General features: G+C 47.8%; 21 protein-coding genes. 4 read left to right on the plus strand and 17 right to left on the minus strand.

Features of this window, described 5'->3' with window-relative positions; translation table 11 throughout:
• Position 1: 1 nt before the first annotated feature.
• From KNO72_RS05505 to KNO72_RS05530, 6 genes are all read right to left on the minus strand, one after another.
• Complete coding sequence (locus KNO72_RS05505) at positions 2 to 577, minus strand: helix-hairpin-helix domain-containing protein (RefSeq protein WP_078147171.1); 576 nt, start codon at positions 575 to 577, stop codon at positions 2 to 4.
• 229 nt (positions 578 to 806) lie between these two features.
• Complete coding sequence (locus KNO72_RS05510; protein WP_214757461.1) at positions 807 to 2,450, minus strand: methyl-accepting chemotaxis protein; 1,644 nt, start codon at positions 2,448 to 2,450, stop codon at positions 807 to 809.
• On the minus strand, positions 2,447 to 3,418 hold the full coding sequence (locus KNO72_RS05515) for a BMP family lipoprotein (RefSeq protein WP_214757463.1): 972 nt from the start codon (positions 3,416 to 3,418) through the stop codon (positions 2,447 to 2,449). The genes KNO72_RS05510 and KNO72_RS05515 overlap by 4 nt, the downstream gene beginning before the upstream one ends.
• Before the next feature lie 131 nt (positions 3,419 to 3,549).
• Entirely contained in the window at positions 3,550 to 5,070 is a 1,521-nt protein-coding gene (locus KNO72_RS05520) for a flotillin lipid rafts scaffold protein FloT (RefSeq protein ID WP_078147174.1), read from the minus strand.
• Between the two features lie 3 nt (positions 5,071 to 5,073).
• Positions 5,074 to 5,595, minus strand: coding sequence for an NfeD family protein (locus KNO72_RS05525; RefSeq protein ID WP_214757465.1), 522 nt, complete (start codon positions 5,593 to 5,595; stop codon positions 5,074 to 5,076).
• Positions 5,595 to 5,993: a hypothetical protein gene (locus KNO72_RS05530; protein WP_012726686.1), complete on the minus strand. Its 399-nt coding sequence runs from the start codon at positions 5,991 to 5,993 to the stop codon at positions 5,595 to 5,597. The genes KNO72_RS05525 and KNO72_RS05530 overlap by 1 nt, the downstream gene beginning before the upstream one ends.
• A gap of 119 nt (positions 5,994 to 6,112) precedes the next feature.
• Between KNO72_RS05530 and rnhC the strand changes: the two genes are divergently transcribed.
• The 3 genes from rnhC to KNO72_RS05545 all read left to right on the plus strand — a co-directional run bounded on the left by rnhC (position 6,113) and on the right by KNO72_RS05545 (position 9,234).
• Complete coding sequence (gene rnhC / locus KNO72_RS05535; protein ID WP_371815834.1) at positions 6,113 to 7,027, plus strand: ribonuclease HIII; 915 nt, start codon at positions 6,113 to 6,115, stop codon at positions 7,025 to 7,027.
• Between the two features lie 71 nt (positions 7,028 to 7,098).
• Complete coding sequence (locus tag KNO72_RS05540; protein ID WP_078147177.1) at positions 7,099 to 7,911, plus strand: alpha/beta fold hydrolase; 813 nt, start codon at positions 7,099 to 7,101, stop codon at positions 7,909 to 7,911.
• A gap of 300 nt (positions 7,912 to 8,211) precedes the next feature.
• A complete protein-coding gene (locus KNO72_RS05545; RefSeq protein WP_214757469.1) occupies positions 8,212 to 9,234 on the plus strand; it encodes a PTS sugar transporter subunit IIC in 1,023 nt (340 codons plus the stop codon).
• A gap of 41 nt (positions 9,235 to 9,275) precedes the next feature.
• On the opposite strand, the gene pheT is transcribed toward KNO72_RS05545, so the two are convergent.
• The 9 genes from pheT to infC all read right to left on the minus strand — a co-directional run bounded on the left by pheT (position 9,276) and on the right by infC (position 16,830).
• Positions 9,276 to 11,651 (minus strand): phenylalanine--tRNA ligase subunit beta, encoded by a 2,376-nt coding sequence (pheT, locus tag KNO72_RS05550; RefSeq protein WP_214757471.1) that lies wholly within the window; start codon positions 11,649 to 11,651, stop codon positions 9,276 to 9,278.
• Between the two features lie 12 nt (positions 11,652 to 11,663).
• Entirely contained in the window at positions 11,664 to 12,686 is a 1,023-nt protein-coding gene (gene pheS, locus KNO72_RS05555; RefSeq protein WP_012726691.1) for a phenylalanine--tRNA ligase subunit alpha, read from the minus strand.
• 305 nt (positions 12,687 to 12,991) lie between these two features.
• Complete coding sequence (locus tag KNO72_RS05560; protein ID WP_031423182.1) at positions 12,992 to 13,738, minus strand: TrmH family RNA methyltransferase; 747 nt, start codon at positions 13,736 to 13,738, stop codon at positions 12,992 to 12,994.
• A 1-nt stretch (position 13,739) separates the two neighbouring features.
• On the minus strand, positions 13,740 to 14,819 hold the full coding sequence (locus tag KNO72_RS05565) for a M42 family metallopeptidase (protein WP_078147180.1): 1,080 nt from the start codon (positions 14,817 to 14,819) through the stop codon (positions 13,740 to 13,742).
• A 19-nt stretch (positions 14,820 to 14,838) separates the two neighbouring features.
• Positions 14,839 to 15,321 carry a dUTP diphosphatase gene (locus KNO72_RS05570; RefSeq protein ID WP_012726694.1) on the minus strand — a complete coding sequence of 161 codons (483 nt, stop codon included), beginning with the start codon at positions 15,319 to 15,321 and terminating at the stop codon, positions 14,839 to 14,841.
• Between the two features lie 24 nt (positions 15,322 to 15,345).
• The gene (locus tag KNO72_RS05575; protein WP_031423177.1) at positions 15,346 to 15,600 is read right to left on the minus strand and encodes a membrane protein; all 255 of its coding nucleotides are present in this window, start codon (positions 15,598 to 15,600) and stop codon (positions 15,346 to 15,348) included.
• Positions 15,601 to 15,686: 86 nt separating this feature from the next.
• Positions 15,687 to 16,046, minus strand: coding sequence for a 50S ribosomal protein L20 (gene rplT, locus KNO72_RS05580; RefSeq protein WP_012726696.1), 360 nt, complete (start codon positions 16,044 to 16,046; stop codon positions 15,687 to 15,689).
• Positions 16,047 to 16,074: 28 nt separating this feature from the next.
• A complete protein-coding gene (gene rpmI, locus KNO72_RS05585) occupies positions 16,075 to 16,269 on the minus strand; it encodes a 50S ribosomal protein L35 (RefSeq protein ID WP_012726697.1) in 195 nt (64 codons plus the stop codon).
• A gap of 30 nt (positions 16,270 to 16,299) precedes the next feature.
• Entirely contained in the window at positions 16,300 to 16,830 is a 531-nt protein-coding gene (gene infC, locus KNO72_RS05590) for a translation initiation factor IF-3 (protein ID WP_012726698.1), read from the minus strand.
• Positions 16,831 to 17,171: 341 nt separating this feature from the next.
• Between infC and KNO72_RS05595 the strand changes: the two genes are divergently transcribed.
• Positions 17,172 to 17,381, plus strand: a complete 210-nt coding sequence (locus KNO72_RS05595; RefSeq protein WP_012726699.1) for a hypothetical protein — start codon at positions 17,172 to 17,174, stop codon at positions 17,379 to 17,381.
• Positions 17,382 to 17,411: 30 nt separating this feature from the next.
• On the opposite strand, the gene KNO72_RS05600 is transcribed toward KNO72_RS05595, so the two are convergent.
• Entirely contained in the window at positions 17,412 to 18,284 is an 873-nt protein-coding gene (locus tag KNO72_RS05600) for a DUF1002 domain-containing protein (protein ID WP_214730470.1), read from the minus strand.
• Positions 18,285 to 18,387: 103 nt separating this feature from the next.
• The gene (gene thrS, locus KNO72_RS05605; protein WP_012726702.1) at positions 18,388 to 20,331 is read right to left on the minus strand and encodes a threonine--tRNA ligase; all 1,944 of its coding nucleotides are present in this window, start codon (positions 20,329 to 20,331) and stop codon (positions 18,388 to 18,390) included.
• Positions 20,332 to 20,586 lie beyond the last annotated feature (255 nt).

The following is a 20,586-nucleotide window of genomic DNA, read 5'->3' on the forward strand; positions in this document are numbered from 1 at the left end:
CTTAAGGTACCAATAAATATGGCTTCATACTTTCTAATGTCTTTTCGCCGAACCCCTTCACATCACCTAGCGCTTCATATGTTTTAAATGGACCGTTCGCTTTCAGATGATTTAAAATCGCCTCGGCTTTGGCTGGACCAATTCCTGGAACCGTCATCAGTTCCTCTTTCGTCGCACTGTTGACATGAACACCGTTCGTTTCGACCTCAGGACTCGCTGAGTCTTGCGAAATCGGTGTTTCTCCTTTTTTCGGCACGATGATTTTGACTCCATCAACTAACAACTGTGCTAAATTCAACTGCTCTGGGTCAGCTTCATCTGTCAGGACTGCCAAAGAGAGCACATCGCCCACTCTCGCCCCTTCTGGTACGGTATATACGTTCGGAGATTCAACCGCACCTGTCACATACACAACGAGCTCCATACGCTCTGGGGTCGTGGTCGGCGTGACCTCCTCAGGTTCCATGACGAATTCGTCCACCATTCGTTGCTCCGGTTCCTTTTGATAAAACAAATAGCCCACTCCTAAAAAAAGAACGACTAGGAGACCGATGACGAGTTGTTTCCATCTTTCCAAGCGGATCACCACCCTGTTCTGTTACGTTCAGTATGGCGAATCATGTGTTTCTAAACACGTCTCGTTCTTCCCCACAATCTTAACTTTAGGAAATGATTTGTTTGCATGTTCCATATCGCACTCGTACGTGTAACGATATTTATCGACATAATTTCTATGAACAGGTTATAGAATGACGAAAAAAACGGAGACCATCACGTGGCCTCCGTTCCTACTGTTCACTGTTCGATTATTCTTCTTCGAAATGCTGAACCTGGTCAGCGAGTGCCGCTGCCTGTCCTTCTAACTCTTGCATCAATGTAAAGATTTGATCGAAGCTTGCCTGCTGTTCTTTCATCGAGGCTGCCACTTCTTCGTTTCCTGCGGCCAACTCTTCCGTCACCCCAGATACTTCTTCAACGCGGCGCAAGACGTTGTTTACCTCGTTACTCGATGTGCGCATCTCTTGTTCGATTGTGCGCACGAACGAAGCGACGTGGTCTGTCCGTTCATGGATTCGGTTGAATGCTTCTTTCGTCAATCCGAACGCTTCTAATTGCGCCTCTTGCTCGCGTTTTGACTCATTCACCGTTTCCGTCAAACGGACGACTTCTTGCTGGATCGTCTCGACGACGTGGAAAATAGAGCGAGTCGCTTTGTTGCTCTCTTCCGCCAACTTCTTCACTTCACTTGCTACGACAGCAAATCCTCGTCCTGCTTCTCCCGCACGGGCTGCCTCGATTGCCGCATTGAGGGCAAGTAAATTCGTCTGAGCCGCGACGTCTTCGACAAGCTTCGCCATCGCCTCAATCTCAGCCGTTTGTCGTGCAAAGTGGTCCATTCGCGTGACAAGTACTTCATTCCGTTCGCTTGAACGATCTAAAATGTGCTCCTGGTCCGTTAATGTTTCAATCCCAGCCGCTACTTCACGTGTCATTTCTGACGTTTCTTCCGTCGTTTGTTTCGTCTGGTTCAAACTCGTCTCAAATGAAGTCGCCATCGTATGCACTGAGCTGAGCGTTTCTTGCAACTCATTTGCAATCGACTGTGCTCCGTGTGCCATCTCATCAACCGCGTTCGTGATGTTAGACGTCGTACTCACGACTGCTTCATTTTCGGCCGCGGCCGTTTCGGTCATCCCGTTCACTTTCATTGATGTGACTCGGATTGACCCGATCACCGTCTGAAGAGATGCCGTCATGTCACGCATGGCACGTTCAAGACGTCCGATTTCATCATTGCGCGTCGACTCAGGCAACGTGACGAGACGTCCGGCTGCAATCGCTTCTGCCACCTTGACATTTTTTTCGAGTGGTCGAGTGATCGAACGGGCAAAGAAGAAGTTGTAGATTCCGAGCGCTAGGATGACGAGAATCGTCAAGAGGACTGAGATCAACAAGAGACGTTCCGTCTCATTTGCCGCCTCTACTTGAAGCGCTTCATAGAATGAACCGTTCTTTGCAATCAACGTATTGACATCATTTAACAAACCTTCCAGTTTCGCTGCCTGAATCCGAGCTCCGATACCACCTTCAAGTGCCGACTCGACATCTTCGTTCACCTGTTCGTACTTCATCGTGGCACGGTCTAAATGATTTGAAAATGCCGGAATCAAATAAGACTGTTTTAAATCATCGAATGTTTCCGCGTTTGTCACACGGATGCGCTCTAATTGAGTCAATGTAGATTGGTTCGACTGTTCACCAAGTGACGTCCAGAGGGACTGCTCTTGTAAGAGTGACGTTTCAAGTTGAGACAATTCAATCATTTGACTCCCATATTTCTCGTTATACGTTTGCAAGCGATTCAAAGTAGACAAGACATAACTCATCATCAGTACGATTAAGATGACAGTGAACACAGTTGAGAAGATAAAACGTTTACGTAAACTCATTTAAGTGTTCCCTCCTTCAACTGGCGTTCTACTGATTCATACTCAGATGTTTCTTTTTCATCCCATTGAATGCGACGAAGTGGGGCCAAGCCTACGCCACCTTCCTCAATTCCAAGAATGACATGTTCATTAAACGGTTTTTCGGTCACACGACCCGCGATTTCCACAATCGCCAAATCGACTTGTTTCAACATCGACGTCACAACCGCATCCGGTGCAATCATCGATTGATCACTATCGACCCCGATTGCCTTGACGCCGTATTTTTCAGCCGTCTCGAGTACACCGACTCCTGTAAGTCCAGCTGCAGCATACAGAACATCTGCTCCCGCTTTAATTTGTTTCTCAGCGAGTTCGCGACCGAGCTCTGGTGAAGCAAAATCATTCGAGAAATCAACGAGCATCTCGACATCTTCGTTCACCGCTTTAGCGCCACGTTCAAATCCTGCTTCAAATTTTTGAATGAGTTCCATATCCATCCCACCGATAAATCCAATCGTATCGGACTCTGTCTCAAGACCAGCCACTGCGCCGGCGAGCGTACTTCCCTCTCCCTCTTCGAACGTGATATTCAAGACGTTCGGAAGTTCGGACACGCCATCTATCAAAGCGAATTGCTGTTCCGGATGTTCAGCCGCTACGGCCTCTAAGTCTTCTTGACACGCAAAACCGAGACCGACAATTACGTCATGTCCCTCTTTTACCAATTCTTCAAAACCAACTTTGTACGTCTCCGTTTCGGATAGTTCACGATAATCAACGAACCAATCGCCCGTTTCACGTAGCTCACCCATCCCACGCATAGCTGCGTCACTGAACGATTGGTCCCCGAGACCAACGTCAGATAGAACAACTCCCATCGTCTGTCGTTCATCGACAGTGGCACTTGGATTGTCGATAACTGACTGACAACCGGACAACCAAAGGGTGCAAGCCGTGATTGTACTGAGCATTATACTTTTCTTCATATATTCAATACTCCCTCTCTCTAATGGTCTGACAACACTTATATCGACCGAGAAAGGGTTATTCTACATTATTTTTTTTAAAAGTTGTGGCAATAAAAAAAGCCATAGACATCGTCCATGGCTTCTTACACTTATTCTTTTGAAGCAGCAACCGTCGTATCAGCTAATTCACGCTCCGGTGTAGGAGCTGTTGCAACGTTCCCTTTCCCCGCAAAGTTCTCGAGCAAGTCTTTCATATCAATGCCCGAAGAAGCTTTTAATGTTTGTTGAAGCGACGCCATGAGGTCGGTTGCGTAACCTGTCACTTTCCCGGCACCGCCGTTTTGACCACTCCCCGTGTCGACGACCGTAATCTGATCGATGTTTCCAAGTGGCGATGCAATTTCTTTCGCATAATCAGGAAGCATCTTGACGACCATATCGAGAATCGCAGCCTGCCCGTATTGCGCGAAGGCTTCGGCAATCTTCTCTTTCGCTTCGGCTTCTGCAAGACCGGTCAAACGGATAATTTCCGCTTCCGCCTCACCTTTCGCACGTTCAGAATCCGCTTCTGCAAGACCTGCCAAACGTACGCGTTCCGCATCGGCTTTCGCCTGTGCTTCAATACGATACTTCTCTGCATCCGCGATTGCGATTTGACGTGCTTTATCCGCAGCGGCAGACTGTTCAATCGAGTATCGATCCGCATCGGCTTTTTTCTTCACTTCTGAATCATATTGTTTCTCGCGACGCATAATTTCTTTCTCTTCGAGCTCGATTTGCTTTTGACGCTCGATGATTTGAACTTGCATCTGTTGTTCGGTGACTTCTTGTTTCGCACGCGCTTCCTCAAGCTCATACGCTTGGTCGGCCCGGGCTTTGGCAACATCTTGCTCACGGCGATATGCCGCGATTCGGAGTTGGTTCTCTTTCTCAGCTTCCGCGATTTCAGAGGCACGCTCAAGTTCGGCCTTCTTCGCATCTTTCATCGCTTCCGCCTGTTTGATGCGCGTCTCTTTATCCGCTTCCGCAGTCGCGATATCAGCATCACGCTTCACTTGGGCGATACGCGGCTTCCCTAACGATTCTAAGTATCCATTCTTATCTCGAACGTCTTTGATGGTGAATGACACGATGACTAATCCCATCTTCGCCAAGTCTTGTGATGCGACTCGTTGAACTTCTTGCGAGAACTTGTCACGGTTCTTATAAATCTCTTCAACGGTCATGGAACCTAAGATCGAGCGTAAATGACCTTCTAACACTTCTTTCGCTTCGTTTTCTCGTTCAATCTTCGGTTTTCCGAGGAACTGCTCAGCCGCTGTCGCGATTTCACTGATTGATCCACCAATTTTAATGATGGCTGTTCCGTCCGCCATGACCGGGACACCCTGCTCTGTATAGACTTCAGGCGTTGTGACCTCTAATTTGCTTGAGAGCAAGCTGAGGGGTTCTGCTTGTTGGAATACCGGAAAGACGAACGTCCCGCCACCGCGAATGATTTTAACGCGGTTACCGGATGTATCGCTATGTACATTTTTCTTGCCTAAATAACTACCTGTTACAATCAGTGCCTCATCTGGTCCGACTGTGCGATATTTTAATACGAATACAAACACAAGTGCGAGGATGATGACCCCGACGATGATGCTGACTAAGATAGCCGTATTCATGTGTTATATCTCCTCTCGAATTGTAGGTTCGTCATATGGCATGACGATTGCGATATTGCCTTTTACTTCAATGATGACTACCCGATGATCTGTCGAAATCGATGTACCGTCAAAGCTTTGAGCCGTCTTTAAAAGCGAGCCCGTTACTGTCTCAATCAAAACTTCGCCATACCCGCCTTCAGGAATGGGCACGGTCAATCGTCCGACACGTCCAACTAATGCCTCATCCGTCAAACCAATGGATTCTTCCGCATTGGAGAGCGGTAAGAGAACAAATAAATAGAGAAGTGTCGTCAAAGCAAGAGACCCGACCAATGCGACAGCGAGCCCAATCATCGGGGAAACGTGAGCCAACGCGTTTAAGATAAGCCCAATCCCTGCCCCTAGTGCTAAGAACGATAAGATGACTGCAGGGTTAAACCAACCCTCGAACATTTCGAACGCATCGGAGAACATCATGTAAATAAAGGTTCCAAGACCAGCGATGATCAACACCCACCAATACAGTTGATCGATTGCCTCCATTACCACCCCTCCTGTCGACGTTTTTGTTCCATCATCAGTACACGTCGAAGTTGTTCGACTTCTAATGCAAGTCGATCCTCAATCTCATCCCACTCCGACAGTGATGAAGTGGATAAGTCGTTCACTTCTCGAACTCGCCCGATGGAACGTTCAATTCGTCGCCGATTGTATAGGTCGACAAGTTCTTGTCGTTCGAGCCGCATCCTGTTTAAAAAATATTCCACTTCTTTTTGAACTTGAACGACTTGATCCGTCACGCCCTCAGAAGAATCTTGCATCAGTAGCCGACGCACTCTCACTTGATGAGCTACTAATTTAGCAATTCTCGCCTCGAGTTCGAGAATATGCTTATATAATTCCTCTACCTCATCTTGTTGCGTGTCATCGCGCCACCACACGTCCACCTCACCTCACTTTTCTCTACTCACTTCCCTATACGATAAAACCTCATCTTCGGTTTCAAAAATTCATAAAAAAATGTAAAATGAATTTGCCAGACAGAAAGGAAGTGCTCATGTTGGGCAACCAAGTCATCAAGCTATCAACCGCATCACAAGAAAAACTAAAAAAGATGTACCATGAGTATGCAGTCGCGCCACCACCATATGCGACATTCAGCGCCAAGACACCAGGATTTGTCGTAACGATTTATCAATCAGGGAAAGTGATGTTCCAAGGAAAAGATGCTGAGACCGAGGCATTGAAATGGGGAACACCCGCCGAGAAGAAACAAGCATCCACACCGAACACCATCCTACCTGATGGATTTTCAAGTTGGTCTGTCGTTGGAAGCGACGAGGTCGGAAAAGGAGATTATTTCGGACCACTCGTCGTCGTAGCGGCTTTTGTCTCACGCGATCAAATCGCACTCGTGAAAGAACTCGGCGTAAAAGATTCCAAACAGTTATCCGACCCTGAAATCATCCGGATTGCGAAGGATTTACACGCTACGATTCCTTATCAAAAAGCGACACTGCATAATCCAACATACAACAACATGCAACGTACGATGACACAAGGTAAAATGACTGCCATCGCCCATAATGCTGCGCTTCGAGCGTTGCTTGAGAAACTCGGACAAAAACCCGATGCCATTCTCATCGATCAGTTCGCAGAGAAGTCGGTCTATTATCAACATTTGCGGGCAGAACGCGATATCGTGCGCGACGATGTCTACTTTTCCACAAAAGCCGAAGGACTTCATGTCGCCGTCGCAGCTGCATCCATTTTAGCTCGCGCTTTCTTCTTAAAAGAAATGGACAAACTAAGTAAACAAGCAGGATTGACCCTTCCAAAAGGTGCAGGGGCCAAAGTCGACCAAGTCGCCGCTCAAATCATTCGACGTCATGGTCAGGATTATTTACAAAAGATTGCTAAAGTCCATTTTGCGAATACAAAGAAAGCCCTCAACTTGAATGAACGTCGTTTGTAGAGCTTCGACATCAAGTATGTTATACTCATTTTATGGTTAAATGAACTTAAAATTTTTGGAGGATAGCGTTCATGTTGCATTATAAAACCTACACGATTAGTGATGACCACCCTTGGGTCATCTTCATACACGGGGCCGGAGGAAGTTTATCGCATTGGTATCGTCAACTTCGTCCCTTCCGTAAAAAATATAATGTCCTGCTCGTCGATTTACGCGGTCATGGCGGTTCATACGATGCTGAACAGTCGCTCAAACAACCGTTGAACGCTTATACGTTTGATGTCGTCGCCAAGGACGTCATTGAAGTGATGGATCACTTAGGTATCGAAAAAGGACACATGGTCGGTCTATCTTTAGGAACGATTGTGATTCAGGCGATGTTTGAGCACTATCCCGATCGAATCGCATCGGTCGTTCTCGGCGGAGCCATCGTCAAATTCAATGTCCGCTCTACGTTGCTCATCCGACTTGGTAGTCTTGTTCAAAACTTTGTCCCATACATGTGGTTATATAAATTATTCGCATGGATTTTACTCCCGAAGAAGCGTCACAAAAAGTCTCGGATGATGTTCGTCCGCGATGCGGCGAACTTATGTCAACGTGAGTTTATCCGTTGGTTCAAGATGACGGAAAATATTAATCCTTTATTGAATCAGTTCACTTCGATTCAAACGAACGTCCCGATTTTATATATTATGGGTGATGAGGATTATATGTTTCTTGAAGCTGTCGAACGGACAGCGAAACATCAGCCGACAGCCAATGTTGAAATCGTTGCAGACTCTGGTCATGTGGTCAATGTAGACCAACCCGATCAATTCAATGCGTTGTCGATGAATTTTATTGATGATCAGATTCAAGCACGTTCACTACAAATGAGCTAATTCAGGATGCCACTGGGCTTCCTGAATTTTTTTATGTTTATTTTCAGAAAATATTGATTATTACAAAAATAGATGGTATTCTTTAGCAAATCCAACGAAGAGGAGATGCTCGAAATGTCCAATCCCGTACATATGAACAGCCTGCTGATTATTATTCGACTGAGGGACTGAAATCGTTTTGTTTTCAAAAACGACTTTTCAGGCCCTTGTTCCCGTGGTAATCGGACAGGCGCCTGTAGATTGAAACCGCGCCTATCCTTGATGGATAGGTTTTTTTCTTGACACAAAGACATAGAGGAGATGATGGAAGTGAAGCAGTATATGATAGATCGAATGGTAAAAATTTCAGCAGGGATGGCAAACGCCGTCCTCGTCACGCTCGGTGTCGGTTTATTGATTGAGACGATTGGTAATTTGTCCGGAATCGCGATGCTCGTACAGATTGGACAAGTCGCCAAATCATTATTGGCACCCGCTTTAGGCGCTGGCGTCGCGTTTCAACTTGGAAGCAACACGCTCATCCTATTTAGCGCCATGATTGCCGCAACCATTGGCGGTGCAGCTTTAAAAGCAACAGAAAGCGGACTCGTCCTCGTTCCAGGTCAACCGATTAGCGCACTGATCGCAGCGGCGGCTGCTGTCTGGCTTGGAAAACGTGTCCTCGGAAAAACAAAGTTTGATATGATGGTCGTTCCGGTCACAGCCGTATTAGGTGGTGGAATCGTTGGGGTTGCTGCAGCAGCGGTCACGACTCCTCTTATCAACTCAATCAGTCAAGGGATCACCGCATCTGTAGAAACGTCGCCGATTGCCACATCTCTTGTCATCGCACTTGTTTTCAGTGTCATGCTCATGTCGCCTGCATCATCTGCCGCACTCGCCATCGCGCTTCAACTTGACCCTGTCGCCAGCGCCGCTGCCTTGATCGGTTGCTCTGCTCAATTTGTTGGATTTACCTTAATGGCATATCGTCAAACCGACCCAGGTGGATTGGTCGCCTCATTCTTTGTCACACCGAAAGTGCAGTTCCCGAATATCATCAAAAATCCGCGAATCGTCGTCCCACCGTTTATCGCCGCGATGATTTCCGCACCGATTGCTACTTTGATGTTCTCACTCCAAGTCCCATATGAAATTGCGGGTCTCGGGCTCAACTCCCTAATTGCCCCGCTTCAGATTTTAGCGGTCCAAGGGTTGGATGCCTTTCTCATCTTCACGATGACCGGCGTCGTACTCCCTGCACTCATCACGTGGGCTCTCTATCGTGTGACGAGTCTTGTCGGATGGACCAAGTTTGGTGATCTCGCACTCGAGATTCAATAATAAAAGGAGCGTTGTCACAGGTGGACAACGCTCCATATTTTTTACGCTCGTAGTTCAGCGCCGTGTGTCGCACGGACCGCCTCAACAATTGTTTCATATGCTGCCGTTACTTCTTCATCTTGTAACGTTCGTGACGGGTCTTGGAACTTGAGTGAGAAGGCAATCGATTTCTCATCCGCTCCAACATTCTCCCCTGTATAGACGTCAAACAAGACGAGGTCAATCAAGAGTGGACCAGCCGCTTGGCGGATCGTTTGTTCCACTGTCCCAGCCGGAATCTCACGTGATAAGACGAGTGCCAAATCTCGTGAAATTGATGGATAACGTGGTACGTCTTGATAAAGAAGTGTCTCGTCTCCACGAAGTGCCAAGAGGTCGAGTTCGAATACATACACTTCCTTCATACCGTAAACGTCTTTCGATGTTCCTGGATGCACTTGTCCGACATATCCGATGACCTCTCCGTCCATCAAGATGTTTGCCGTACGGCCTGGGTGCATATCAGGCATCGATACGGCCTCATACGTGACATCTAGGCGAAGCGTTTGGACTAACGTGTCGACAATCCCTTTTGCGACGAAATAGTCGACCGGGATCCGTGTTCCTTGCGAACGATGATCCATCCATAGACCTGTGACGACACCAGCCACCCGTTCTTTCTCACGCGGTAACGTTTCTCCGTGCTCCGTATAGACGCGTCCTGTTTCGTAAAGTGCGACGTTCGATTGTTGACGCGCCGTGTTGTAACGCGCCGCCTCCAGCAACCCAGGGACGAGCGACGTACGAAGTACAGAGCGTTCTTCACTCATCGGCATCGCCAATCGAACGAGCTGATCGGTTTCTCCACCGAAACGTGTCGCATGTGCCTCACTCGTTAACGAGTAGGTAATGGCTTGTGATAAGCCGACTCCTTGTAACAAGCGACGTGTCTGCCTGCGCAATACGTTGATTGCTGGCAAAAAGCCTTTCGATTGAGAGGCAGGTAACGTCGACGGGAGACTATCATATCCGTATAGGCGTGCCACTTCTTCTGTGATATCAGCCGGAAGCTCTAAGTCCGGACGGCGCGATGGAATGTGTACTGTCAGCACATCATCCCCTTCTGTCGCGAGCCCGAGACGCTCCAGGATGTGAACGATCGTCTGACGATTGAGTGTCATCCCTAAGCGCTTGTTGATATAGTCAATCGACACTTGGATTTCTCGGGCACGTGATTCGGCTTCACCTGAACGCACCGCATCATGAATGGCTCCTCCACCGAGTTCGACAATCAATTGCGCGGCGCGATCGAGCGCGAGCATGACACGTTCTGGGTCAACGCCTTTTTCGAAACGAGCGCTTGAATCTGAACGTAGACCAAGCGTACGGCTCGTCTTCCGTACGGATGCCGGATCAAAGTACGCTGACTCTAAAATGATATCTGTCGTTGAAAGATCTACCTCTGTATTGGCACCACCCATGACGCCTGCGATGGCGACTGGAGCTTGTCCGTCTGTGATGACCATCATCGATGAATCGAGCGTGCGCGTCACGTCGTCGAGTGTGACCATTTCTTCTCCATTTTCGGCTTGACGGACCACAATCGAGTTGCCGAGTTTCTTCGCATCGAATGCGTGAAGCGGTTGTCCGATTTCAAGCATCACATAGTTCGTCACGTCGACAATGTTGTTGATTGGACGGACACCTTCTGCGATCAAGATATTCTTTAGCCATTGTGGCGACTCTGCAATCGTTACCCCTTTTACTTCACGAGCTGCGTAATATGAACAGTTCGGTGTCGCAAGTTCGATAGACACCTCCGATGGTGATGATGACGTGACATCTGCCGTCGGCAACGTGTATGGACGCTCTAAGATGGCCGCAACCTCATGAATGATTCCATAGAGGCTCAAGCAATCTGAACGGTTCGGAGTCAAGCCGAGTTCGATGACTTCATCGTTCAAGTCGAGTAAATCGAGCACATCTGCACCAACTTGTACGGATTCACGGAATGTGTGGATTCCATCTTGCTCGTCTTCCCGAATTTGTTTTTTCTCAAAGCCGAGCTCTTCGAGTGAACAAATCATCCCTTGTGATTCGACACCACGAAGTTTTGCTTTTTTGATTTTAAGTCCTGGTAAGCGTGCGCCAACTTTGGCCACGATCACATGTTGCCCTTCGCGCACGTTCGGTGCGCCACAGACGATTTGAACAGGGTCACATTCTCCGATGTCAACTTTTGTCACGTTTAACTTATCCGCTTCCGGATGTTTCTCACATGAAAGGACCCGCCCGACGACGATCCCAGAAAGTCCTTCCCCACGATTTGTCACACTTTCGACTTCGATTCCGTTCTTCGTAATCAAGTCACCGAGCGCTTCGCCGCTTAAATCGGATACATCAATATATTGATTCAACCATTTTTTTGAAAGTAACATCTGTCTTCCTCCTTAGAATTGCTCGATGAAACGTAAGTCATTTGTGTAGAAATGGCGGATGTCGTCGACGCCGTGTTTGAGCATCGCCATACGCTCCACTCCGATTCCGAATGCGAACCCTGACACCTTTGACGAGTCATAGCCAGCCATCTCCAAGACATGCGGATGGACCATTCCGCCTCCGAGAATTTCAATCCACCCGGTTCCTTTACAAACGTTACATCCTTTCCCGCCACACTTGAAGCAAGAGATGTCGACTTCGACCGATGGTTCCGTGAACGGGAAGAAGCTTGGACGGAGACGAATTTCGCGCGTTTCTCCGAACAACTGCTTCACGAACACTTCGAGTGTCCCTTTCAAGTCAGCCATCGAGATGGATTCATCGACAACCAACCCTTCGATTTGCATGAATTGATGCGAGTGCGTCGCATCGTCTTCATCACGACGATACACTTTACCTGGGCAGATGATGCGAATCGGTTTTCCGTTCGCCTCCAACATCGTGCGAGCCTGTACAGGAGACGTATGAGTACGAAGTAACGTCTCTTCCGTGATATAGAACGAGTCCTGCATGTCTCGTGCCGGATGATCTTTCGGCAAGTTGAGCATTTCGAAGTTGTAGAGATCGGTTTCGACTTCAGGACCTTCAGCAATCGTATATCCGAGTCCAACGAACAAGTCTTCCATCTCGTCGATGATTTGTTGTAAGAGATGACTGTGGCCAGGAGTCGATGTCCGCCCCGGTAGAGTCACATCGAGCGTTTCCGCTTTTAACTTTTCCTCTAATTCAATCGCCTTCACCTCTTCGATTCGAGCATCGAGTGTGCTTTGAATCGCGGTACGAACGGTATTCGCCAACTCACCGATGATTGGACGTTCCTCGGCAGATAATTTACCCATGCCACGGAGCACTTCAGTCATCGGTCCTTTTTTCCCTAAATATTTGATGCGGACGTCATTCAATGATTTTTGTGTGGATGCCTGTTTGATTTCTTCTAACGCTTCCACTTGTAACTGTTCTAATTGTTCTTTCATGTGTTCGCTTCCTCCTCTACATAAAAAAATCCCTTCAGTCGTTGACTGAAGGGACGAATCATCGCGGTACCACCCTACTTGGCCAATTATTCATGGCCCACTTGAGAGCATCGTTATCGTGATGCCAAACCGGTGTTGTCTCCAACACGACTCCAGAGTGAATTCAGCGACGAATCCGGCAAAGGCTCTCAGTCACGGCCCTTGCTCCCTGAACGGAATCGGTCATTCGCTTACTATGTTCTTTCAACGTCATATCTTATTCATCGATGTGTTTAACCTATCACGTTTTTCACGTGCTGACAAGATTATTGTAAAGCGATGCGATACATTAAAATACCGGCAGCGACCGCCGCGTTGAGCGATTCCGCGTCGCCGAGCACCGGAATATGCACACGTGTGTCACAGAGTGCCAATACATCAGCATGAACCCCTTGTGCCTCATTCCCAATGACGAGGGCCACTTTGTCTTCGAATGCAACTTGCTCATACGATGTTGCCTTTGAGAGAGCTGTGCCGTAGACGTGGAATCCATCCTCTTTCAGCTCAGGTAACTTTTCAAGCAAGTCGACCGAGGTCACGTTCACGTGAAACAGTGAACCTTGTGTGGCACGTACGACTTTGGCGTTGAACGGATCGACCGTCCCTTTCCCGAGTAACACCGTATCGAATCCGGCAGCATCTGCTGTCCGAATCATCGTACCGAGATTACCCGGGTCCTGTACTCGGTCTAGTACGAGTACCTTCTTCATTTTTCGTTCCACCGGCGTCATCTTGACAACGGCAAACACGCCTTGGGTCTTTTCCGTTTCGGAAAGAAGGTCCGCAACGTGGTCGGATAACTCGAGGACTGGCATATCTTCAAGTCGCCACGTTCCTTTTGGTGAATACGACTCAGCCATGATGAGTTGGACGAGTCGACCGGCACGAATGGCCTCGTCCACCAAATGTTCTCCTTCTACTAGGAATTGACCCGTTTCTTGACGACCTTTTTTCGTCATCAATCGTTTTAATCGTTTAATCGTCTCGCTCTTCGTAGACGTAATCTTCGTCATATTATCCCTCTTTCAACCATTGGACCGTTTCGTGGTCTAAACGTTTCGTCAATGCGACAACGAGTTGTACCGCTGCCTCGTAATCATCCTTATGGATGATGGACACGTTCGTGTGTAAATAGCGGACCGGCACTGTCAATGCGATGGCCGGCATCCCGATCCCAGAAAGATGGAATCGCCCAGCATCTGTGCCACCGCCTGGCGTTAAGTCCAATTGATATTTGATGTCTTGCTCTTTGGCCACGTCAACGATGAGGTCGACAAGGCGTGGGTTCGTGACGGTAGTCGCATCAAAGAAGATGACTTGAACCCCGTCCCCGAGTTTTGACAACCCTTCTGCTTGGGTCATTCCCGGCGTATCACTCGGAATGCCTGTATCGACAGCAATCGCGACATCCGGGCGAATCAAGTTGGCAGCGGTCACCGCTCCACGTAACCCGACCTCTTCCTGTACCGTCGCTCCTGTATACATGACGCCTGGGAACGATTCTTCCTTCAGACGTTTTGCTGCTTCGATGGCAATCGCACATCCGATGCGGTTGTCCCATGCCTTCGCCATCAAGAAGTTCTCATTTTTCATGACTGTGAATTCACAATGTGGCACGACCGTATCGCCTGGACGAATTCCCCACTCAGCCACTTCGTCTTTCGACGTCGCACCGATATCTAAGAACATATCTTTGATTTCGACGGGCTTCTTCCGTGCCTCAAGCGGTAGGACGTGAGGTGGTTTCGCACCAATGACACCCGGAATCTTTTCACCAGACCGTGTGACTACATCCATTCGTTGTGCCAACAGCACCTGGTTCCACCAGCCACCGAGCGCCTGGAAACGAAGGAAACCGCCTTCTTCCACACGCGTCACCATGAAGCCGACTTCATCCATGTGACCCGCAATCATGACACGCGGACCTTCAGCATCTCCGGTCACTTGACCAAATAGACTTCCGAGTCCATCCTGTTCAAACGACTCGACATGCGGCTCGAGGTATTCACGCATCAATTGACGGACTTCTCCCTCATTTCCTGGGACGCCTGTTGCATCCGTCAAACGTTTTAACATATGTAACGATTCATTCATATCAATCCGCTCCTTTTCATTAATATCCTTGATTTTGTCGCTCATGGTTTACTTCATTTTTATTCATGTATGCTAGCAAAATGAGTTGCTCATTAAAACCGAGCGTATAACCAAGTTCGAGATAAGCTGCCATCAGCGTCTCGTACATGGCTTCCGTTTTTGAAAGACCAAAATTCGTCACTTTTCGATAAATATCTAAAAAAGCATCAGTCGCATCAAGATATGAACTTCCCGCAGGAAACGCATCTCGTTCATACCCAAGCGCAAGACCAAGTGACAGTAAGAAATGAATGCCGTCTACATATTCTTCTAAGATCACATCTTGAGGCGACGGTCCTTTCTTCGACCAAAACTTAAAGCTACGTGTTTCGTTAGCCAGTTCACCGAGCTCGACAAGCAGCGCCAGTAACCGTTCATCGAATTGATTGCCGGATAATCCATGTTGTGCTTTGATCCGCTCGTCTAATTCGCGCTGCCGATCAAACAATGTTGTCCAGTTCACCGGATGTTCCTCCTCTATCTCCACTTATAGCAGTACTAAAATCATTAAAGACCAGCCCACTGCTAAAATCAATACTTGTAATTGAAGCAGTTTTGGGGCATGAACCGTCTTCTTCCGAGTCAAATGAAGACCGAACAAGGCACCGATGGCTCCTCCTGCATAGGCGAATAGGACGTTAAAGTCACCTTTTCCTTGCGCATACTGTTTCGCTTGGATGTAGGTGTAAACGTTCAAGACAATGAGCGCTAAGGCGACGATCGCAACAACCGATTGATTCATACGCTTTCCTCCTTCTCTTAATTCTAAGAAATTCTAAAGAAAAAAGAAAGCGCCGAGAGAGTGTCTCGGCGCTGTCGATTGAACGATTACGCGTTCAATTTTGATTTAGCTGTTTCAGCGAGTGACGCGAATGCCTGTGCATCTGTCACAGCAAGCTCAGCAAGCATCTTACGGTTGATGTCGATTCCTGCAAGCTTGAGGCCGTGCATCATACGGCTGTATGAGAGACCGTTTGTGCGTGCTGCCGCATTGATACGTGTGATCCAAAGACGACGGAAATCACGTTTCTTCTGACGACGGTCACGGTAAGCGTACATGAGTGACTTCATGACCTGTTGTTTTGCTACTTTAAATAGAATGTGTTTCGAACCAAAGTATCCTTTGGCAAGTTTAATTTGCTTTTTACGACGTTGACGAGTCGTATAACCGCCTTTTACGCGTGGCATATGGATTCCCTCCTAAATTGTTTCTGTATTACTTCGCGATCATGTTGCGAATGCGTTTGAAGTCTCCAGCTGATACGATAGCGCCTTTACGGAGCTTACGTTTCGCTTTAGTCGATTTGTTTGCGAACAAGTGACTTGTGTAAGCGTGTGAACGCTTGAGTTTACCTGATGCTGTACGTTTGAAACGTTTTGAAGCACCGCGGTGCGATTTCATTTTCGGCATGAGTATTTCCTCCCCACTGAGAATCGATAATTAATCTTCTTTGTTCGGAGCCAGCACTAAGAACATGCTGCGTCCTTCCATCTTCGGCTTTTGTTCAACTGTTGCCAAATCGGCACATTCCGCTGCCATTTTGTCCAAAACACGTTTCCCGATTTCCGAGTGTGTGATGGCACGTCCGCGGAAACGAATCGAAGCCTTCACTTTGTTTCCTTTTTCAAGGAACTTGCGTGCATTACGCAATTTTGTTTGGAAATCGTTGTCCTCGATTGTTGGACTGAGACGTACTTCTTTCATTTGGATGACTTTTTGGTTTTTACGCGCTTCTTTCTCCTTTTTCTGGAGTTCGAAACGGTACTTCCCATAATCCATAATTTTAGCGACCGGTGGATTTGCTTTATCTGCGACTAAGACGAGGTCTAGTTCCGCTTCTTCAGCTAAACGTAACGCATCGTTACGTGATGTCACACCGAGTTGTGCACCGTCTGCGCCAATGAGACGTACTTCACGGGCACGAATGTTTTCGTTGATAAAGAGCTCTTTGCTAATGGTTAGCACCTCCATCGTGCGATTGCACGAGATTTAGATTGACAAGACAACATGGCAATAAAAAAAGCGTCGGCAGTTTCCCACCCACACATCAGTTGAGGTCATAAAACGGCAGACGATGCCGAATGAACCAAGAACTTGATGGACCTGCCTGATGACTCTCAGACGAGGTGAAAAGCGGGTGCTTCTGCTTTGTTGTTTTTAATCACTATGTCATCTTAGCACTAGCAGGAAAAGATGTCAAGATATCGCGCATGAATAATTGGTAGCTCACACTTTTATGATGATACCAGTCATTCTCTCGTTTCGCAATACCTTTTCAAAGGGAATAATGAAATATCAAAGGAGGGATCGACATGAACTGGCGAAAAGATGTATCGCGAGAACATGACTATCATGATCAAGTCCAGCAGATTGTCAGTAAGACGATGCAAGCACATGGGCTAGAAGATGAAAAATTACAGGCGGTATTGACAGACTTACTAGAAGAAATGAATCGCATCACTTTAAAAATCGTCGATGACCATGAGTCGGCTCAAAATTATATCCATAAACGGTGGTACTAAAAAAGGGCAGGCGCCCTTTTTTAATACCACTTAGTTTGTAAGTGACTTGAAGAAGTTCCCGATCGCCTCAAACAATCGGGCGAAGAATCCTTTCACCTCTTCTTGTTCGAGGAATGCCTGCACATCTTGACCCGCATCTTTCAATCCACTGCTGATCGCTGACCAATCTAAATTGGCCTGTTGCATGTTTTCGAATAGTGTCGTCAGTTGATCGAGTTGGCCCTCAGACAACTGGACGTTATTTTGGTTCAATACTTGAATGACGATGTCACGGATCTCAATATTTGTCTCCGGCATCTGATTTGCAATTTCCGCTTTAATCTCGTTCATGAGACCTGCTACATCCTCTTGTCCGACCGTCTTACCGATTTCAGACGTAACCGCCAGCTCTTCTTGTGCCAATTCTTTTCGCTCCTCCGACAGTTCAATCCCAGTCTCGGCCGCGGTCTGATCATATGCCTTCATAATTCCCGTCAGAGCCGAGGTGCCCGTCACGTTAATCGGTGAAGTGATATAGATGTCCGCATCCGTCACACCTGCCGTGACGAGGGCGTTCGCATACATATCTTTCGTGACCCATGTCACGTTTTCCGTTTGAATATCAAGACCTGTCCCGTTCGTCAATTTGATTCGGGCAGACGAGTACATGCCGCCTCCACGTTGTGCTTGCGGAACCGAGTCTCCTAAATATTTTTCTTCATCTGCGGCAGTCGTGATAATGGGTTCGATTCCTTCTGGGGCATCCATACGTTCGAGTACCCATTTTTGTTGCTCTGAAGATAACGATTCCCCGAGCGTCACAATCGTATCGTTGACGATGGCCTCCGCTCCGACTTTTGGAAGCGCTCCTGTGAACGCAACCGCTCCAATGGTAAGTGCCAATACTGGCTTCATATAATTCATTAAGTATCACTCCTTATGTTTACGATACGTGTAGATGAACAAATACACATCCGTCTATAGACCGAAAAAAACCACCTTTCTGGTTGGAAAGGTGGTCCCTCACTTAACGTGAACGGTTCGCAATCTCATCTGTGAGCGATGCGATGAATTCATCAAGTGAAGCAGAAACTTGCTCCTGCTGACCGTAGCGGCGAATATTGACCGCACGCTCATCCCGCTCTTTATCCCCAAGAACGAGCGTCATCGGAATCTTCTTCATTTGTGCTTCACGAATCTTATAACCTAGTTTCTCGTCACGGAGATCCGTTTCGACACGGACGCCACGTTTGACGAGTTCTGCTTTCACTTCCGCGACGTATTCGTCGTGTACGTGTGAAACCGGGATCAACTTGACTTGGACCGGTGCGAGCCATGTCGGGAACGCGCCTTTATACTCTTCAATCAAGTAGGCGACAAACCGTTCCATCGTTGAGACGACACCACGGTGCAACACGATTGGACGGTGGTCCTTACCGTCTGGCCCAGTGTATGTCAAATCGAAACGCTCCGGAAGCAAGAAGTCGAGTTGGACAGTCGAGAGCGTCTCTTCTTTCCCGAGCGCCGTCCGTACTTGCACGTCGAGTTTCGGTCCGTAGAATGCCGCTTCCCCTTCCGCCTCAAAGTATGGAAGCTCGAGCTCATCCATCGTTTCCTTCAACTGACTTTGTGCCATTTCCCAAATCGCATCGTTATCGAAGTACTTCTCTTTATCAGCAGGATCGCGATACGAGAGACGGAAACGATAATCTTTGATGCCGAAGTCAGCGTATACTTCTTGAATCAAATGAACGATGTCTTTGAATTCTTGTTTCATCTGTTCCGGTGTAACGAACGTATGTCCATCATTCAAGACCATGTAGCGAACACGTTGAAGACCTGTGAGCGCCCCTGACATCTCATAACGGTGCATTCCACCAAGCTCAGCGATTCGAAGTGGAAGTTCACGGTACGAACGTGGCTCATGTTTGTAGATTGTCATATGGTGCGGGCAGTTCATCGGACGAAGGACGAGTTCTTCGTTGTCCATCTCCATTTTCGGGAACATGTCGTCTTGGTAGTGATCCCAGTGTCCAGATGTCTTGTACAAGTCGACCGAACCGAGAACCGGTGTGTAGACATGTTGATATCCGAGTTCGAGCTCTTTATCAACGATGTAGCGCTCGACCGTACGACGAATCGAAGCCCCTTTTGGAAGCCACATCGGAAGCCCCTGACCGACTTCTTGTGAGACGAAGAAGAGGTCGAGTTCTTTCCCGAGTTTACGATGATCGCGTTCTTTCGCCTCTTCAAGAAGACGCAAGTGTTCAGCGAGTTGTTCTTTCGTCGCCCACGCTGTTCCATAAATACGCTGTAACATCTTATTGTCTGAGTCCCCACGCCAGTAGGCACCAGCCACGCTCATCAATTTGAAGATTTTCAACTTCGATGTTGACGGGACGTGTGGTCCACGGCAAAGATCAAAGAACTCACCTTGATGGTAGATTGTCAGTGTTTGATCAGCAGGAATATCCTCGATCAACTCGATCTTGAGCGGGTCTCCCAACTCTTTATAGCGAGCGAGCGCCTCGTCACGAGAAACGACTTCGCGTGTGATTTCCAAGTTCTCATCGACGATGCGTTTCATCATCTTTTCGATTTCAGGAAGGTCTTCCTCATTGATGCGACGATCCATCTCGATATCGTAATAGAATCCGTTCTCAATCGTCGGCCCAATTCCGAGATAGATGTTATTGTCTTCTCCGTATAACCGTTTGATTGCTTGAGCCATCAAGTGAGCCGACGAGTGACGCATCAAATCAAGACCGTCTTCCGAGTCCGGCATCACGAGCTCGATTTTGCCGTCATGTTCGATTGGACGACGGTAGTCGATGAGTTCTCCGTCTAGTTTTGCTGCGATTGCTTTTTTACGGAGTCCTGGACTAATCGAGCCCGCGACGTCTTCTGCTGTGACGCCGGCTTCGAACTCTTTTACCGCGCCATCTGGAAATGTTAATTGAATCATGTACATTTGTCCCCTCTCAAAAATGAATATAAAAAAAGCCCATCCCTCAAAAAGGGACGAGCTTTGATTCTCGTGGTACCACCCTCGTTCCCAAGCAATCTGCTTGGCTCGAACACACGATAACGAGTGTGAATCGCCGCACGATTGACCCGTACGGTGCTCCGAGGGAGTAAATGCATCGTCGTCGTTAGGAAGCTTCCACCGCCCTTCCCTCGCTAAAACTCGTCTCGATGATCCATATCCTCTTCTATGCATCCTTTA

Origin of the sequence: Exiguobacterium sp. s123, from assembly GCF_018617075.1 — a bacterium.
GTDB classification, from domain to species: domain Bacteria; phylum Bacillota; class Bacilli; order Exiguobacteriales; family Exiguobacteriaceae; genus Exiguobacterium; species Exiguobacterium profundum.

Coding starts and splice junctions, on each gene's coding strand:
- KNO72_RS05575 (WP_031423177.1), bottom strand. CDS start 15,600: ATGAATCAATCGGTTGTTGCGATCGTCGCCTTAGCGCTCATTGTCTTG.
- KNO72_RS05510 (WP_214757461.1), bottom strand. CDS start 2,450: ATGAGTTTACGTAAACGTTTTATCTTCTCAACTGTGTTCACTGTCATC.
- rplT (WP_012726696.1), bottom strand. CDS start 16,046: ATGCCACGCGTAAAAGGCGGTTATACGACTCGTCAACGTCGTAAAAAG.
- KNO72_RS05560 (WP_031423182.1), bottom strand. CDS start 13,738: ATGACGAAGATTACGTCTACGAAGAGCGAGACGATTAAACGATTAAAA.
- KNO72_RS05595 (WP_012726699.1), top strand. CDS start 17,172: ATGAACTGGCGAAAAGATGTATCGCGAGAACATGACTATCATGATCAA.
- KNO72_RS05515 (WP_214757463.1), bottom strand. CDS start 3,418: ATGAAGAAAAGTATAATGCTCAGTACAATCACGGCTTGCACCCTTTGG.
- KNO72_RS05565 (WP_078147180.1), bottom strand. CDS start 14,819: ATGAATGAATCGTTACATATGTTAAAACGTTTGACGGATGCAACAGGC.
- KNO72_RS05520 (WP_078147174.1), bottom strand. CDS start 5,070: ATGAATACGGCTATCTTAGTCAGCATCATCGTCGGGGTCATCATCCTC.
- rpmI (WP_012726697.1), bottom strand. CDS start 16,269: ATGCCGAAAATGAAATCGCACCGCGGTGCTTCAAAACGTTTCAAACGT.
- infC (WP_012726698.1), bottom strand. CDS start 16,830: ATGGAGGTGCTAACCATTAGCAAAGAGCTCTTTATCAACGAAAACATT.
- KNO72_RS05545 (WP_214757469.1), top strand. CDS start 8,212: ATGATGGAAGTGAAGCAGTATATGATAGATCGAATGGTAAAAATTTCA.
- KNO72_RS05540 (WP_078147177.1), top strand. CDS start 7,099: ATGTTGCATTATAAAACCTACACGATTAGTGATGACCACCCTTGGGTC.
- pheT (WP_214757471.1), bottom strand. CDS start 11,651: ATGTTACTTTCAAAAAAATGGTTGAATCAATATATTGATGTATCCGAT.
- KNO72_RS05600 (WP_214730470.1), bottom strand. CDS start 18,284: ATGAATTATATGAAGCCAGTATTGGCACTTACCATTGGAGCGGTTGCG.
- pheS (WP_012726691.1), bottom strand. CDS start 12,686: ATGAAAGAACAATTAGAACAGTTACAAGTGGAAGCGTTAGAAGAAATC.
- KNO72_RS05525 (WP_214757465.1), bottom strand. CDS start 5,595: ATGGAGGCAATCGATCAACTGTATTGGTGGGTGTTGATCATCGCTGGT.
- thrS (WP_012726702.1), bottom strand. CDS start 20,331: ATGTACATGATTCAATTAACATTTCCAGATGGCGCGGTAAAAGAGTTC.